This window comes from Paenibacillus sp. PSB04 (assembly GCF_025809195.1).
Classification (GTDB): domain Bacteria; phylum Bacillota; class Bacilli; order Paenibacillales; family Paenibacillaceae; genus Paenibacillus_AQ; species Paenibacillus_AQ favisporus.
Window position 1 is genome coordinate 5,756,526 of sequence record NZ_CP081301.1, and the last position, 16,339, is coordinate 5,772,864.

Annotated in this window: 14 protein-coding genes and 1 pseudogene; 2 read left to right on the forward strand and 13 right to left on the reverse strand. The window is 52.7% G+C overall.

The genetic code is table 11. The features are described from left to right. Positions 1–554: 554 nt before the first annotated feature. From yicI to K2F33_RS26525, 8 genes and pseudogenes are all read right to left on the reverse strand, one after another. The gene (yicI, locus tag K2F33_RS26490) at positions 555–2,876 is read right to left on the reverse strand and encodes an alpha-xylosidase (protein ID WP_263879790.1); all 2,322 of its coding nucleotides are present in this window, start codon (positions 2,874–2,876) and stop codon (positions 555–557) included. Between the two features lie 40 nt (positions 2,877–2,916). After that, complete coding sequence (locus K2F33_RS26495) at positions 2,917–3,756, reverse strand: carbohydrate ABC transporter permease (protein WP_244169174.1); 840 nt, start codon at positions 3,754–3,756, stop codon at positions 2,917–2,919. Next, positions 3,753–4,679 (reverse strand): carbohydrate ABC transporter permease, encoded by a 927-nt coding sequence (locus tag K2F33_RS26500; RefSeq protein ID WP_145134338.1) that lies wholly within the window; start codon positions 4,677–4,679, stop codon positions 3,753–3,755. The genes K2F33_RS26495 and K2F33_RS26500 overlap by 4 nt, the downstream gene beginning before the upstream one ends. 24 nt (positions 4,680–4,703) lie before the next feature. Further along, positions 4,704–5,927 (reverse strand): sugar ABC transporter substrate-binding protein, encoded by a 1,224-nt coding sequence (locus K2F33_RS26505; RefSeq protein WP_263879793.1) that lies wholly within the window; start codon positions 5,925–5,927, stop codon positions 4,704–4,706. Positions 5,928–6,039: 112 nt separating this feature from the next. Beyond that, positions 6,040–7,095: a LacI family DNA-binding transcriptional regulator gene (locus K2F33_RS26510; RefSeq protein WP_145020834.1), complete on the reverse strand. Its 1,056-nt coding sequence runs from the start codon at positions 7,093–7,095 to the stop codon at positions 6,040–6,042. 320 nt (positions 7,096–7,415) lie between these two features. Beyond that, positions 7,416–7,811 (reverse strand): VOC family protein, encoded by a 396-nt coding sequence (locus K2F33_RS26515; RefSeq protein WP_076167127.1) that lies wholly within the window; start codon positions 7,809–7,811, stop codon positions 7,416–7,418. Between the two features lie 235 nt (positions 7,812–8,046). Further along, the gene (locus K2F33_RS26520; RefSeq protein WP_145134342.1) at positions 8,047–8,844 is read right to left on the reverse strand and encodes a helix-turn-helix transcriptional regulator; all 798 of its coding nucleotides are present in this window, start codon (positions 8,842–8,844) and stop codon (positions 8,047–8,049) included. 123 nt (positions 8,845–8,967) lie between these two features. Further along, a pseudogene (locus tag K2F33_RS26525) lies at positions 8,968–9,398 on the reverse strand (winged helix-turn-helix transcriptional regulator). Between the two features lie 176 nt (positions 9,399–9,574). On the opposite strand from K2F33_RS26525, the gene K2F33_RS26530 reads away from it, so the two are divergent. After that, the gene (locus K2F33_RS26530; RefSeq protein WP_145134346.1) at positions 9,575–10,798 is read left to right on the forward strand and encodes an MFS transporter; all 1,224 of its coding nucleotides are present in this window, start codon (positions 9,575–9,577) and stop codon (positions 10,796–10,798) included. A gap of 132 nt (positions 10,799–10,930) precedes the next feature. Continuing rightward, positions 10,931–11,773, forward strand: a complete 843-nt coding sequence (locus K2F33_RS26535; RefSeq protein ID WP_212968846.1) for an aldo/keto reductase — start codon at positions 10,931–10,933, stop codon at positions 11,771–11,773. A gap of 107 nt (positions 11,774–11,880) precedes the next feature. Here K2F33_RS26535 and K2F33_RS26540 read toward each other — a convergent pair whose 3' ends face one another. The 5 genes from K2F33_RS26540 to K2F33_RS26560 form a co-directional block, all read right to left on the reverse strand. Then, the gene (locus K2F33_RS26540) at positions 11,881–12,624 is read right to left on the reverse strand and encodes a spermidine synthase (protein WP_263879802.1); all 744 of its coding nucleotides are present in this window, start codon (positions 12,622–12,624) and stop codon (positions 11,881–11,883) included. An 83-nt stretch (positions 12,625–12,707) separates the two neighbouring features. Continuing rightward, entirely contained in the window at positions 12,708–13,427 is a 720-nt protein-coding gene (locus K2F33_RS26545) for a YebC/PmpR family DNA-binding transcriptional regulator (protein WP_076167139.1), read from the reverse strand. A gap of 98 nt (positions 13,428–13,525) precedes the next feature. Next, positions 13,526–14,476, reverse strand: coding sequence for a glycoside hydrolase family 43 protein (locus K2F33_RS26550; protein WP_263879806.1), 951 nt, complete (start codon positions 14,474–14,476; stop codon positions 13,526–13,528). Between the two features lie 240 nt (positions 14,477–14,716). Continuing rightward, positions 14,717–15,133 carry a VOC family protein gene (locus K2F33_RS26555; RefSeq protein ID WP_089546898.1) on the reverse strand — a complete coding sequence of 139 codons (417 nt, stop codon included), beginning with the start codon at positions 15,131–15,133 and terminating at the stop codon, positions 14,717–14,719. A 258-nt stretch (positions 15,134–15,391) separates the two neighbouring features. After that, positions 15,392–16,312, reverse strand: a complete 921-nt coding sequence (locus tag K2F33_RS26560; RefSeq protein WP_263882454.1) for a DMT family transporter — start codon at positions 16,310–16,312, stop codon at positions 15,392–15,394. Positions 16,313–16,339 lie beyond the last annotated feature (27 nt).

Sequence of the window (16,339 nt, forward strand, 5' to 3'; positions counted from 1 at the left end):
ACTAAAGCCGCTAATGCCTTAGTGTTCAACGCTTCCTTCATATGCCGTTTTCTCAATCATGGAATGTATGCACCGCTTGAACACCAGGGCTCCTCCTTTGAAATCCGTTTTTTACCAAGCAGATTATATCCTGAAAGGTTCGTCTGAAGCAACTATGGCTGCAGAGAGGGGGGCTGGCGAAGTGGACAGACCTACCTTGTGACCAGTGAGCAGTGTATAGGTTGTACGATAAAATGGGTTTGCAGGTCGGAGATAGGTGCGGATTTTTTCGCTTTTCTATTGTGAATTATTCACATGTTGCAATATGGATATCAGCGGTTGTTGATTCGCTCTTTTTCCAAAGGTTGGCGTCATCGTTGACGTAAGCGTTAACGTTATAAGTAAATAGAATGAACTTAAAAAATTAACGTTAAAGTGACGCACGCGCCATTATAGAAGAAAGTTCAATGTAAAAAAAGTAAACGCCAAAACTCCCGAAAAACCGGCCCAAGGCGGTATTTCGGGAGCCTGACGTCAGTATCGCTATAGTTCCTGTTTGCTTAAGACAATGCCCATTACAATTGAATCGATATCTGCTTAACGCCCGCTTGTGGCGTCAAAAGTACCCCCTGCTCGGTCACGGCGGATTCAGCGCCTTCGATTTGAGCGATCTGGCTTATGCCGCGCAGAAGCAGCTTCCACGGCTTGGTTCCTTCCGCCTGGACATCGATGCGCTCCCCGTTCCGGGTTACTGTTACCTTCAGATCTTCCTTGCCGTCCATCCCGTTCACGACGCTTGTCATTTCCGTCCCATCCGCAAGTTCAAAGGCGTGAAGGGTCACGCCGTCCGCGTAGTCGTAATCCGGACGCTGGTCATTGTCTCCGACCGGAATGATGCTTCCGGCCCGCGCCAATAGCGGAACCGTAAAGTAGTCGACCTGCCGGCTGATCCACCGGCCTCCCTCTACACTCTCTCCGGTTACAAAATCGGTCCAGCGTCCCTCCGGTACATAGTACCGTGCCAGTCCCTGGTCGTTCATGACCGGTGCGACGAGAAGCGAATCCCCTAGCATATACTGGCGGTCCAGCACATGGCAGTTCGGATCTTCGGGGAATTCCAGCACCATGGCCCGCATGACGGGCACCCCTGTTGCCGCAGTCTGCACGGCGGAACGGAACAAGTATGGCATCAGCGTGCATTTCAGCTTGGTAAAATAGCGCAATACGTCAACCGCTTCCTCGTCGAAGAGCCAAGGCACCCGGTACGACTGGTTCCCGTGCAGCCGGCTGTGCGTGGACAACATCCCGAAAGCGGTCCAGCGCTTATATAGGTCGGGTGTGGCCGTATTTTCAAAGCCGCTGATATCGTGGCTCCAGAACCCGAAGCCGCTGAGCGACAAGGACAAGCCGCCGCGAAGCGATTCGGCCATCGATACGTATGAGGCGGAGCAGTCGCCGCCCCAATGCACCGGGAACTGCTGACCGCCGGCCGTGGCGGAACGGGCGAACACCGCCGCTTCATTTTTACCGAGCGTCTCCTCCAGCACCTCAAATACCGTTTGGTTGTACAGGAACGTGTAATAGTTGTGCATCTTCACCGGATCGGAGCCGTCGTAATAAACGACGTTCGTCGGAATCCGCTCGCCGAAGTCGGTTTTGAAGCTGTCAACGCCCATGTCGAGCAGCTCCTTCAGCTTGCCCTGGTACCAGCGGGCCGCATCCGGATTAGTAAAATCCACAAGCCCCATGCCGGACTGCCACCGGTCCCACTGCCAGACGCTGCCGTCCGGATTTTTCACCAGATAGCCGTTCTCCTTGCCTTCCTTGAACAGGTACGACTTCTGCCCGATGTACGGGTTGATCCAGACGCAGATATGAAGCCCTTTGTCTTTCAGCCGCCGCAGCATCCCCTGTGGGTCCGGGAACACTTCGGGATCCCATTTGAAATCGCACCACTGGAACTCCTTCATCCAGAAGCAGTCAAAATGGAACACATGCAGCGGAATGTCCCGCTCCAGCATGCCGTCCACAAAACTGTTGACCGTGTCCTCGTCATAGCTGGTCGTAAACGAGGTCGTCAGCCACAGGCCGAAAGACCAGGCAGGCGGAAGCGCCGGTTTCCCAGTCAATGCTGTATAGTTTTGCAGAACCTCTTTCAAATTGGATCCGCCGATGATGTAATACTTCAGCTTTTCGCCGGGAACGCTGAACTGCACCTTCGAGACGTTTTCGGACCCGACTTCATATGAAACGCGCTCCGGATGATCCACGAACACACCGTATCCTTCGCTGGACACGTAGAACGGGATGTTCTTGTAGGCCTGCTCGCTGCTGGTCCCCCCGTCTTCGTTCCATAGATCCACAACCTGACCGTTCTTCACAAAAGGTGTAAACCGTTCCCCAAGCCCATACACATATTCGCCGACCTCCAGGTCCAGCTGTTCCCTCATATATACATCCGCCGATTCGGAGGATTTGATGTAAGCCGGACCTTTATAGCCGGTGCCAGTGAGGCGGCGTCCGTCATAAGCATACGTGACGTTCCACCCCTCGTCCGGACGAACGGTGGCGGTCAGCTTGCCGCTGGTGAGGGTCACGGCGCCGCCGCGCTTCTCGACCTGGACTTTCAAGTCCGGCTGCTTATAAATTTGGAAGGCTGGGCCCTTGTCGTCCATGCCGTCATGATGGATGTATTCCACGCAGATGACGTTCTCCATCGGGGAAGAATAGCGGACCGTAAGCAGCGTCGTATTCAGCGTATCGCCTTTGTGGACGATTTTTTTGGTGGAAGCATACACCGTCATTTCGTCTTCGCGGGTCTCGATATCCCTTACCTCAACCGGATACAATACCTGCAGCCCCTGCCGCACATGCCAATAGCCGTCTGTAAATTTCATAGTGGGTCTCTCTCCTATCTATATCTTCTATTAAAATTCGTCAGTCTTTCATGGAACCGGCGGTAATGCCGCCTACGACGTAGCGCTGCAGGCCGATGAAAATGATAATGATCGGAAGTGCAGCCAGCGTGGCGACCGCCATCAGGTTGTTCCACTCCGTGCCGTATTGCCCGATAAAGCGGTACAGTCCAAGTGTCAGTGGCCGTACGCTGTCCTCGGTCGTCAATGTCAGGCCAAAGATAAAGTCACCCCAGCCAAAAAGGAAGCAGAACACCGCGACTGTCATCATACCGGGCACAACGAGCGGCAGAATGATTCGTGTAAACGCCGTAAATTGGTTGCAGCCGTCGATCTTCGCCGCTTCCTCCAGCCCTTTGGGCAGTGCCATGAACGACGGCCGGAGGACGAGGACCGCAAACGGCAGCGCATGGATCATGTCCGCCAGGATGAGCCCGAAGTAGCTGTTCACGAGATGAACCTTCGAGAACATGATGAACAGCGGCATCGCCATCATAATACCGGGCAGCATCTGGATCGCGAGCAGCAGAATCATGATCAGTGATTTGCCTTTCAGATCCAGTCTTGCCAGTGCATACGCCGCGGGCGTGGCGAACAGCAGCGACATGATCATCGTCCCGATGGCGATAATAAAGCTGTTGCCGATATACCGGAGCATATCCGTGTTGTGAATGAAGTTGTCATAGTAAGCCGTAAAGGTTGCGTTCAGCACGCCAAAATGGGGCGGTGACGAGAACAGGTCCGTAATTGGAGTTATCGACGTTTTGACCATCCAATAGACCGGAAACAAAAACAACAGGGTGATGACGGCACCGATCACAGTCATGCCGGCGCCCTTCCATTGTGCTCGCTGGTTCATCATGCAGCCTCCTCCTTACTGGACATCCGGAGATAGATCACGGCCAGCACGGTAAGAATCGCGAACATGATCATGGATACCGATGCGCCCTGGCTGAACTGGAATTTGGTGAAGGACAGCTGGTAGGCGTAAATCGGCAGGACGTTCGACGAGTTCACCGGTCCGCCCGCCGTCATGATGAAGATCATGTCAAACACCTTGAACGTGTTGATGATCCCCAGCATGAGCAAAATCAGAATCGTCGGTCGCATAAGCGGCAGCGTAATGTGGCGGAACTGCAGCATTTTTCCCGCGCCGTCCAGCTTGGCCGCCTCGTACAGCTGCTCCGGCAGCCCTTGAAGTCCGGACAGCAGGATGATCATGTTGAACGGAATGCCGACCCAGATGTTGGCGACGATCGTGGAAAGCAGCGCCGTACTGTTTTCGCTGAGCCAGCTGTGCGGCTCGTGAATGAACCCGAGGCTTTGCAGGATGTAGTTAACGACCCCGTAGTCGCCGTTCAGCATCCATTGGAATACCGAAGCCGTGATGACGACCGGAAGCATCCAGGCGAGCAGCATGAGCGAACGCATCAGGCCCCGGCCCGGGAAACTCCGGTTGAAGAACAGGGCCAGCGCAAAGCCGATCGAAAACTGAAACACGAGGCTGAGAACGGTGAACAATACCGAGTTTCCCAGCGCGGTATAAAAAACCGGATCTTTGAATGTCTTGATATAGCTCGCCAGACCCGCAAAAGCATGATGCCCCTTAAAGTTGTATACCGTCACATTTTGAAAGCTGAGAATCAGGTTGTACACGATCGGGAAAATAATGAACACCAGCAGGAACAGGATGACGGGCAGAACGAACAGATACCGGGTCCATGCTGTACTTCTTAAGCGCTTGGACGTTCTCGGCGCTGCCGCGGAATAGGATTGGTCAGACATGTGGTTCCTCCTCCTTCTCAATATTTAGGGTGCAAGCGGCTTGATCTTGCCGGCGGCCGTTTGAACGGCCTGCTCGGGAGAAACCTGCCCGGTCAGCACCTGCTGAAGCATCGTCTGGATCGCTTCGGAAATTCCCGCATAATCCGGGCCGTAGGCACGTGCCTTGGCCACTTCCATCGCATCCGCAAACACCTTCATCTGCGGATCTTTCTGCCAGAACGGGTCCTGCAGCAAATCTTTGCGGCTCGGCAGACGGCCGTTGGTCTGAAGAAGCTTCTTCAGCCGGTCCGGCTCGTTGGCGAAACGAATGACGTCAAAGGCAGCATCCATATGCTTGGAGGCTGCAGAGATCGCCCAGTTTTCTCCTCCGAGCACGGTCGCTCCTGTTTTGCCCTTCGGCAGCGGCACGACGCCCCAATTGACTTTGCCTTCCTTCTGCAGGAACGGGATCTGCCACGTTCCGTTCACCATCATCGCCACTTTGCCTGCGGCGAACTGCGTCGCGGTGTCGGATTGCTTCTGCGTGATCACTTCCTTGGACATGTAGTTGTTTTTGGCCATGTAGTCATACAGGTTTACCGCATCGAGCGTGCCCTGACTATCAAAGTCGGGAACGTCCGAGCCGGCCTGCAGCAGGAAGGGCAAAAACTGAAACGTCCCTTCTTCCGTCTTCACCGCACTGACCGCGAAACCGTATACATTTTTCTTGGTGAGCAGCTTAGCGTCTTCCTTCAGCTCATCCCAGTTGGTGGGCGGCTTGATGCCCGCTTCATCAAACAACTCTTTGTTATAAAACAGAGCAAGGTTGTTGCTTCCGACCGGAACGCCGTAATTTTTGCCGTCGTACACCGTGGAGGACCATGGTCCGTCATAATATTGATCCGCCTGCCCCCACGCTTTGACCTCGGAGGTGATGTCGGCCAAAATGCCGGCAGCGGCGAACGTCTGATGGTCTGCGCTGTCGATCCATACGATATCCGGCCCCTGATTGCCGATCGAACCAAGCAAAAGCTTGTTTTTGATATCGGAAGAAGATACGTATGTGCGTTTGATTTTCACATTTGGATGGGCCTTCTCATATTCGCTGATGATGTTGTTGATCGCGGTTACGCTGCCGTCCGTCGTCATCGTATCCCACCAGGTCAGGGTGACTTTTCCCGAATCGGTACCGGAACCTGCCGAACAGGCGGTCAGCGTCAGGGCAAACAGCGAAAAGGCAAGAAAGAGCGCTTTCATTTTGCCGCGCATAAGCATGTCCTCCTTACGAAATGATCTAGTATTTGGGTTTTAATGATTATAAAAATCATAAAATGATGTACGTACATCATTTTGTTCGTGAGAAGCCCGGCATCCTATACCCTTAGATATAGTACCGTGCGTTCTCCCTCGTAACCAGCTCCAGCTTGGAGATGTTCTCCCGCAAATTCACCTTCTCGCCGCTGGCCGTATGGTTAAACAGCGTCTTGACCGCCAAATAGCCCTGGTTTACCGGGTCCTGGCAGATCGTCGCCGTGACCGTGCCGCGGTCCAGATCCTGATAAATATCCTCCGTCATGTCATGGCCGATCAGAGCCACGGTGCCGCCAAGACCCGCTTCTTCCAGATGGCGCGCAATGACATGCAGCTTGGCACTCGTGACATAAATGCCGTCGACCTGCCGGAAGTACTCGCCAAAGCGGTCCGGATGATCGTATTCCTCATGCTTCAGCTTCAGCGGCAGAGCCATTTCGATGTTCCCCTGCTCGGCAATGACTTCCCGGAAGCCGGTAATTTTCTGCTGCATCTGAAACGTAGTCGCCGACGGCAGGCTGCTGGCATCCGATGTAATCAGTCCGGCCCGTCCGCCGCTTCCGATCAGCTTGCACAGCATGTCCGCAGCGAGTCTTCCGGCGATCCGATAGTCGCAGCCAACGTAAAACAGACGCTTGCTGAGCGGCGCGTCGTTATTGAATGTGCATACCGCCATTCCTTTATCGATCGCCTGGTCTATGGGATCCTCCATCTGCTGGGAGTCGTTGGGAGACAAGGCCAGCGCGTCGTAGGCACCGCTGTCCACGATCTCCTGCACGATCTGTCTCTGCTTCTCCGTGTCGTAGCTCTCCGATTTGAAAATTTCAATCCGCAGGCCGTAATCCCGCAGCTCCTCGTACGCAAGGCGAATGCCGCGCTCAATCTGTGTCCAGAAATAATCCGGATGCTCCGGAAACACAATCGCAAAGGAAATTTCAGTCCCCCGTGACAGGAATCTCGCCGATTTATTCGGCGTGTATTCCAGTTCCTCCAGCTTCTCCATAACCTTCCGGTACGTCTCCGGCTTCACATTGCCGCGATTGTTGAGGACCCGGTCCAGCGTGGCGACCGAGATGCCCAATTGCTGGGCGATTCCTTTTAACGTCAGTCTTTTATGATCCTTCATAAGTATACCTCTTGTCTTATTCTGCAGAATGAAAGACGTTTGATCTTTCAGGCAGATTTATTGTAACTCCGCGGCTTCCCGCGTGTCAACGCTTTCATGATGGTTTAGGACAAAAAATGATGTTCGATAATCATTTTATCTCTTCTGGTCTTTCTCATCGCCTTCCTCTTTGCGCCAGCCGGGATCATGGTTATTTAACTTACAAGCTCCAGTTGTTCCATTGCAAAAAGGGATCTCCGCATGAAGCCCGGAAGTCCCCAGTTTGCTTACAAATTCAACTGATACAGTTAGTTAGCCGGGCTCTGCTATGGAGAACGACGTTAAGATCCGGTCGTAATCATCCAGCGGATGCCAAACTTATCTTCCAATTGGCCGAATAAAGAACCCCAAAAAGCCGGTTTGATCGGGTCGCGAACCGTTCCGCCTTCAGACAGTTTCTCAAATGCAGCATACGCTTCCGGCTCCTGTTCAAATTCCAGTACCAGGTTGATCGCTGTTCCTTGCTGCACCGGTTCGAATACCGCGTCAGACATTAGAATATTCACGCCGGCGGCAACCAGGCTCAAGTGCAACACCTTATCTTTGTATTCTTCCGTAGCGTGAGGCAATTCCCCATGGGTCTGTACCGATACAATTTCTCCTCCGAGCGCCTGAACATAAAACTCAGCCTGCGCTCTGGCATCCTCAGAAAATATGTAAGTCATGTGCTTTGCCATCGTCATTCATCCTTTCCTGAAATGGTTCATTTAGAAGCAGGATTGGTACCCTTGACATGTGACATGGCAGCGGACGATGAACTTATGCTTGTCCCTTCCAAGAAAACAAGCCGCAGCCGAAAAAGTTCGGGATGACGGAGTCCGAAAAGGCGCAACATTGTATGAATCGTTATGTACATGGATGACTTCCTGCCCCGCTGTCTCTACTATAACACCGCGATCAGGAATGGATTTCTTACCGATTGCTGAGTTGATTGTTGATATGAAGAAAATTGTTCATCAACAGCGGCAGCGATATCAGGATGGGCGGATCGTCCGGATGCGGAACCCGCATGTTTACCCGTTGAAACGGAACCGATTTATCGGGACCGACGACAATCGGTACCTTATGCTTGGCGCGAAGTGTCGTCTGCGGCACCAGAAAATCGGCCGCCCTCATTCCCCATGAGACAGAAGTCGCTAATAAATAGTAGGTTCCAGGCTTCACGCCGGTAAACCGGAATCGACGTGCCGCCGAAGAGATAAGCGTACCGTATGGTGGCAGCCCTTCAGGGATCGGTTTGGCGAACAATCCAATGAGGATGACCCCTTCGAACGGTACCTCGAAGGATATAGACCCTTCCACGGTTCCCACAGGCGACGTCAAAATCGGCAGATCATACCAGCTTTCGAGCGCTTTAAGCGAGTTTAAATGGTTGTCCGCGATCTCCCTGGAATTCCGGAAAAGGGAAGGCGTAACCCCTACCTTCTCGGTAAATCGGGAAGTAAAAGTGCCCAGGCTCTGCTGTCCGATCTCCAGGCTGATGTCGCGAATGCTGAGATTCGTGTGCAGCAGCAGCTCTTTGGCCCGGTGCAGGCGGAGCGATGATACGTAATAGAGCGGCGGAAGCCCCATCCGCGCTTTGAATATCCGGGCAAAATGGTACGGGCTGTACCCTGCGTACTTCGCCAGCATGTTCAGCTCCAGCGGTTCATCCAGCCGGTTCTGAATATAAGTAATGACTCCATCCAGTTCAGGAAACTTGTTGGTCATACCTTACCTCCCTTAAGTCCCGGATGGATGAGGCGCAATGAGTCTGGGCCAACCCCTGCCAAACCAGGAACAACTGTTCCCGTTCATATTACCATATTTTCCCCTTCAAATAAAAGACAAATTTCAGTTTTTGGACAAGGAAGTTTCCTCTTCTAACGCAGGTTGATCCATTTCGGTGGCGAGGCCGATGTCCTTATTGTTCAGAATGTTATCCTCCAATACGGCAAACTTGTCACCATACTCTTTTATAATGTGATTCTCCCCCAAGAGCATAAGGAGTCCAGGATCGGTTTCAGGCTCCACCCGTATTCGCTCAGTTCGTACTCCACCTTCGGCGGAACCTGGTGATAGATGATACGGTTTACGATTCCGTCGTCCTCCAGCTCACGGAGCTGCTGGGTCAGCATTTTCTGCGTGATAGACGGCATCAGCCGCCGCAGATCGCTTGTCCGTTTCTTTCCATGCGTCAAGTGGCAAAGGATCACGCACTTCCATTTGCCGCCGATGACTTCCAGCGTTGCTTCAACTGAAATGTTGTATTTCTTTTTTTCCATCCAAGACCCTCCTCGAAATCTATGGGCACTTTTTGGTGCCTATCGTACTAAAAAGTACGTACTGTTCAAATTTACTTCACGGGTACATAATAACATTCACCGGCCGGTAATGACTACCCTGTAGCTAGATCACAGCATCAAATAGATAGAACAACATATAGGAGTGAGATGATACCATGTCTTTGGATAAAAAACGCGCAACCTTTGCCTTATTAGCTTTAGCCATCAGCGCGTTCGCGATTGGTACCACTGAATTTATCAGTGTGGGGCTGCTTCCCCTGATCGCCAATGACCTGCACATTTCGGTAACCCTTGCCGGGTTGACCGTTACGTTATATGCGCTCGGTGTCACCTTTGGAGCGCCGATTCTAACCTCTTTAACGTCAGGTGTGCCGCGCAAAATTCTGCTTATCGGCATCATGATCGTATTCATTGCCGGCAACAGCCTGGCAGCCGCGTCCACCGGCATCGGCCTGCTGCTTACGGCGCGCATCATTTCGGCCTTATCCCACGGCGTGTTTATGTCGATCGGGTCAACGATTGCAGCCGATCTAGTTGCGGAAAACCGCAGAGCCAGCGCCATTTCCATCATGTTCTCCGGTCTGACGGTGGCGACGGTCACCGGGGTGCCGCTGGGAACATTCATTGGTCAGCAGCTCGGCTGGAGAGCCGCGTTTGTGGCGATCGTGATCGTCGGCGTTATCGCGTTGATTGCCAACCTGATCCTTGTCCCGGGCAACCTGCGCAAAGGCGTCCGGACGCCGGTCCGTGATCAGGTCAAAATCGTGGCCAACGGCCGTCTGCTGCTTGCTTTTCTGATTACTGCGCTTGGCTATGGAGGAACCTTTGTCGTATTTACCTACCTGTCGCCACTGCTGCATGACGTTACCGGCTTTAAAGAATCAACCGTCGCCCTGATACTGCTGCTCTACGGCATCGCCATTGCCATTGGTAATGTGATCGGAGGCAAAGCGGCCAACCGCAGGCCTTTATCCGCCTTATTGTATATGTTCCTGATCCAGGCGGTCATTTTGCTTCTTCTCACATTCACGGCTCCGTTTAAGGTCGCCGGGCTGATTACGATCTTCGGCATGGGGCTCCTTGCTTTCATGAACGTGCCTGGACTTCAGGTGTACGTCGTCATGCTTGCGGAACGGTTTGCGCCGAAGGCCGTCGACGTCGCTTCATCTGTGAACATTGCTGCATTTAACGCCGGCATAGCGCTCGGCGCGTATTTGGGCGGAATCGTGACCGATCATCTCGGCTTGATTCATACCGCATGGATCGGCTCGATCATGGTTGCGGCAGCCGTTCTGCTCACCTGGTGGAGCCGTGCCCTCGAACGCAAGGATACGGCGTCATCCGATAGTGACAACAACATGCTCAGTGCGTCATCCTGATCCTTTTTTAGCTATCGTATCTAATGCGGATAAGTTCTATACAATTCCGGTAATGATAAGCGAATGGGTTTCGAATTGCGGAGGCAACACAAATTTATATCATGACAAACAACATCTAGGAGGCAATTTATAATGACTCAACATGTACAAAGCAAAACCCGATTGAATAACGGCATCGAAATGCCTTGGCTGGGCCTGGGCGTCTTCAAAGTGGAAGAAGGCAGCGAGCTCGTCGAAGCGGTAAAAGCCGCCGTGAAGCATGGCTACCGGAGTATCGACACCGCTGCGGTTTATGCCAACGAAACGAGCGTCGGTCAGGGAATTCGCGAGGCGCTGGCCGATAGCGGACTGAAGCGGGAAGACCTTTTTGTTACTTCAAAAGTGTGGAACGCAGACCTCGGTTACGATTCGACCATCGCCGCCTACGAGACAAGCCTGAAGAAACTGGGTCTCGACTATCTGGATCTGTACTTGATCCACTGGCCGGTTGCCGGCAAATATAAAGAGGCATGGAGAGCGATGGAGCAGCTGTACAAGGACGGCCGCGTCAAATCCATCGGCGTCAGCAACTTCCAAGTACACCACCTGGAAGACTTAATGAAAGATGCGGAAATCGTACCGGTCATCAACCAGGTGGAATTCCATCCGATGCTGACCCAGAAAGAGCTTCGCGACTTCACGAAGCAGCACAACATTCAGCTGGAGGCGTGGTCTCCGCTGATGCAGGGCGAGCTGCTGAACCATCCGCTGCTGAAAGAACTGGCTGAGAAATACGGTAAATCCATCGCTCAGGTGATCCTCCGTTGGGATCTGCAGCATGGCGTGGTGACCATCCCTAAATCGACCAAAGAGCACCGTATCGTTGAAAATGCATCGCTGTTCGACTTTGAACTGTCCCAGGAAGACATGGACCGGATCGACGGGCTGAACGAGAACCGCCGCGTGGGTCCTGATCCGGACAACTTCGATTTCTAATTCTGCTTCATCATTCGCAATACGAAAACACCATCCCTCCGGATTCGGAAGGATGGTGTTTTTTTTATTCCATCGTTTTTGCACACAGTTAAAACCATGCTCTAGCATTAAACGCGGTCTCTAAGTATGTATCCTCGCTCCAGCTGTACCCGCTTAAAACCTTCCGGATTTTTGACTTCCTCTGCGGCCGGCATTTCCGAGCCCAAGAACAACACGTTCCGTTCTGCATCCCGTTCCCCTTCCGTCATGGCGAATGCTCGAACTGAAGCAAACACCTGCTCCATTGTGGTATGAATGGCATTTAGCACGGGGTCCCGCTGCAGCCTGCCAGCTGCGTTCATGATCAGCATGCCGCCTGCCTTCAGCTTTTGCCGGGCCAGCGCAAAAAATTCCTCGGTCGTCAGATGATGAGGCGTCCCTTCGCGTGTAAACGCGTCTAAGATCACATAATCGAAGGAGCCGTCGGCCTGCTGCTCCAACAGGGCCCTTCCGTCTCCGATCACGACATTGTTCCAGCCGTATTGAAAATAGCTTCGGCTCAGCTCCACGATATCCGCGTTGACCTCGGCCACAAGGCATTGATCTTCGCGAAATTGGCCGGCAATCGTTCCAATTCCGTGTCCGATCATAAATATTATGCCGTTTTCGGGCGTCCGCTTGCGAATCAGCCGGACAATTTCGCGCGGATACTCCAGTACGATGCGGTCCGGATCCCGAAGATCGATGGCACCTTGAACTGCGTTGTCTTCAAATTGCAGCACACGGAAGCGGCCCGTTTGACCAAACAGCTCATGCGCTTCGTAGACGACGACTTCCTGACTTCCGTTCGATTTTCTCGCTAATTCATACAATTCCGTCTTCCCCTTTCCTACCGAAAAAAAGGCCATCGTCTTCTCAGACAATGGCCTTCTTCCGGCAAATCGCGTCACGCTGATTAATCTTCAAGCTCCACGTTGTGGTACACATTCTGGACGTCCTCCAGGTTTTCAAGGGCATCGATCATTTTCTCGAATGCCGGCTGGGACTCGGCCGGAAGCTCCACATAGTTCTGCGCGATCATGGAAACCTCGGCAACCGAAAATTCGGTTACGCCAGCGTTCTGGAAGGCTTCCTGCACGGCATGAAACTGTTCCGGATCGGCATATACGATGACGGAATCGTCTTCCTGGATGATGTCGCGAACGTCGACATCCGCTTCCATCAGCAGCTCCAGAACTTCTTCTTCCGTCTTATCTTCAACGCCGATGACTGCGGTGGAATCGAACATGTAGGCGACCGATCCGCTGACGCCAAGGTTGCCTCCGTTCTTGCTGAATGCAGCCCGGACCTCTGAAGCGGTGCGGTTCACGTTATTCGTCAAGGCATCCACGATCACCATGGATCCGTTCGGCCCGAAGCCTTCGTACCGCAGCTCGTCATAGGTCTCATCAGAGTTGCCTCTCGCCTTCTCCAGCGCGCGGTCAATGATGGCCTTCGGCACATTGTACGTCTTGGCGCGTTCCAGAACGACCTTCAACGCCCGGTTGGATTCCGGATCCGGCTCGCCCTGCTTGGCGACGACATAAATTTCACGCCCGAAGCGGGCATATATACGACTAGTGTTTGCGTCTTTCGATGCTTTCTTCTCTTTAATGTTATTCCACTTACGACCCATACGATCCGCTCTCTTTCACTAATATCAGATTCTATCGTTCCTTGTAGAAGACGTGTTCTATTATATCGCAAAAACGGTCGATTGAACAAGCTTCTGGCTTACGAATCGCTCTTCTCCCGTGTCGGCAATGTTCTTGGCGGCACCCCTTCAAAGGTCAGCTTCACAGGCCTAATCCGGCCTTCGGGATCAAACTCCATCCGGTCGATGCAGACTTCACGGTGATTCGCTGCGGTTTCGGTCAGCGGACGGCGGTGGTAAACGATGTACCACTCGTCTTCACCCGGAATCTGAATGACGCCGTGATGTCCAGCTCCTGTCGCCACCTCGGGATCCTGCTGCAGTATTTTGGCCTCCCGCACAAACGGTCCCAGCGGCGAATCCGAGACGGCGTACCCCACCGAATAATCCGGTCCTCCCCAACCGCCTTCGGCCCACATAAAGTAATACTTGCCTTTGCGCTTGATCATACAGGGACCTTCCACGAAGTTCTCAGGCGTAATCTCCTTGTATACCTCCCCGTCTGAAAAGGGGGCGATGCTGACCATGTCTTCGTTCAGCTTTACGACGTTGCAGTGCTTCCATCCCCCGTAATACAAATAAGCCTGACCGTCGTCATCGATAAACACATGAGGGTCGATCGGCTGGGCGCCATGGTAAAACTGGTCGATCAGCGGCTTCCCCAGGGCATCCCGGAAAGGTCCTTCGGGCCGGTCAGCCACGGCAACACCGATGCCGCCCAGCTCATTATTGCTCTGGATGTCGTTCGCCGCAAAATAATAATAGTAGCGTCCATTTCGCTCGATCGGGGAAGGGGCCCACATCGCCCGTCTTGCCCATGAAATGTCCTTCATCTCCAGAATCCGTTCAACCTTGGTCCAGCGAACCAGGTCATCGGAGTAGAACGCATCGAAAAACGTCTGGTCATCGTAAGCTGCCGAGTATGTAGGATATACCCAGTACCGGCCCTCAAAAATTCGGGGTTCGGGATCGGCATACCATCCGGAAAAAATCGGGTTGCCTGAACGGCGGTCGTTACCTTTAAGATCCACGATTGCTGCTCCTCTCCACAAGTGACTTGTCCTGTACATCATTTTACCAGACTATGGAACCGTTTTCCTAGGAAAAACGTCTAACGACGTACCTTCAAAGAAGACAGACCGCGTTTAAAAGAAGTTTTTTTGCGAAATCAGGAACCAGCGGCTTTCGAAACTTATACTTTCTGATCTCTTCAAAAAAAGGCACAGGCTCGGCAGCCTGCACCTTCTTTTCTATGGTATCTGTTGAATCGCTTACTGCTGCTGCACGGCACTTGGATCCATATACATGACTTCCCACAAATGGTTGTCGAGATCCTGGAAGCTCCAGCCGTACATAAATCCGTGATCCTGCTTGTCATTGGACGGCTTGCCGCCCGCTTCCAGCGCCTTGTTTACGATTTCGTCCACCTGCTCGCGGCTGTCGGCGGACACGCACACGATAACCTCGTTCGTCTTGGAGGCGTCGGCGATTTCTTTATTGGTGAACGTTTGATAATACGGCTCAACCAGAAGCATGACATAGATATGATCACTGATGACCATGCAGGTTGCATTGTCATCCGTAAATTGAGGATTAAAGGCAAATCCGATTTTGGAGAAGAATTCGATCGAGTTTTTCAGGTTTTTAACCGGGAGATTCACGAAAATTTTGTCCAATTGCAGTGCCATTTAAAATTACCACCTTTTCTCGGAATATTCACGGTAACCTGAGCATGATCAGGCTCAACATTTGCTCCGTTAAGCGGAGATTCCTGAGTCTAGTCTGCCTTCACAGATCGTGATACCGTTTGACTTAATTGCATTCTATCATGGAAATGACGCCTGCATTTCTTATAAATTGCTATCATCTCTGATTTCTCGCAAAAAAAATGAAAAAATCCGCGATAAACGCGGATTTTGCTTTAATACCAGCCCCGGTCTCCCGGTTCATCGGGCTCCCGGCCCTGCCTGCCCCTCAGGCACCGCAGGCAGCGCCGACGCTCTTCTGCGCTGGAACCGTACGTTGACGAGCACAATGCTGGCAAGAACCAGAATAAGGCCGGCTACAAGATTTATCGTCACTTGCTCGTTCAGAAATAGCACGCTCGAAAAGATCGAAACGATCGGAATCAGAAACGTAAACGAACCGATTTTGCTCGCTTCCCCTTCGCTGATCAGTTTAAAATAGACGAACCAACCTGCCGCGATGACGAAAACGGCGATAAACAGCGTATCCCAAATGAACGTCCCGTTCCACTGGATCTTCGACCAGTCTTCCATCCCCGAACCGGCCAGCAGCAGAATGACACCGCCGATCGTAATTTGCATCGCCGTCAGCCAGGTCGAGTCGACCTTGGGTCCGATCTTCTTGACATAAGCCGTGCCAAGCGCCCAGGAGAGGGCCGTGACCAGCGCCAAAATAATACCGACGGCGGAAACGTCCCCGGTAAACCCGCCCGCGCTCATGGTGGCGACACCGGCAAAGCCGACGATCAGGCCAACCATCTTCTGCTTCGTCATGGCCTCTCCCAGCCACAACCACGAGAACAGCCCAAGCAGCACGGGCTGGAGAAACACGATCGCCGAGAACAATCCGGCCGGCGTATACTGCAGTCCGATGGTTTGGACACCATAGTATATAACGATGCTGAGAAGCGCGGAGGTCAAATAGATCGGCCAGGTCTGACGCAGCCGCAAGTGCTTCGCTTTCGGCAGAGCCACCAGCACGAGCAGCACGCCGCCGATCAGTGCCCGCAAGCCGGCGAACAAGATTGGCGGCGCATAGTCCAGAGCTATTTTGGATAATGGCCAGTTGATTCCCCATACCAATATTAAAAAGATTAATAGAAACAATGTATTCTTCTGCATTCGCACGGAAGGTCACTCCTTGAATCA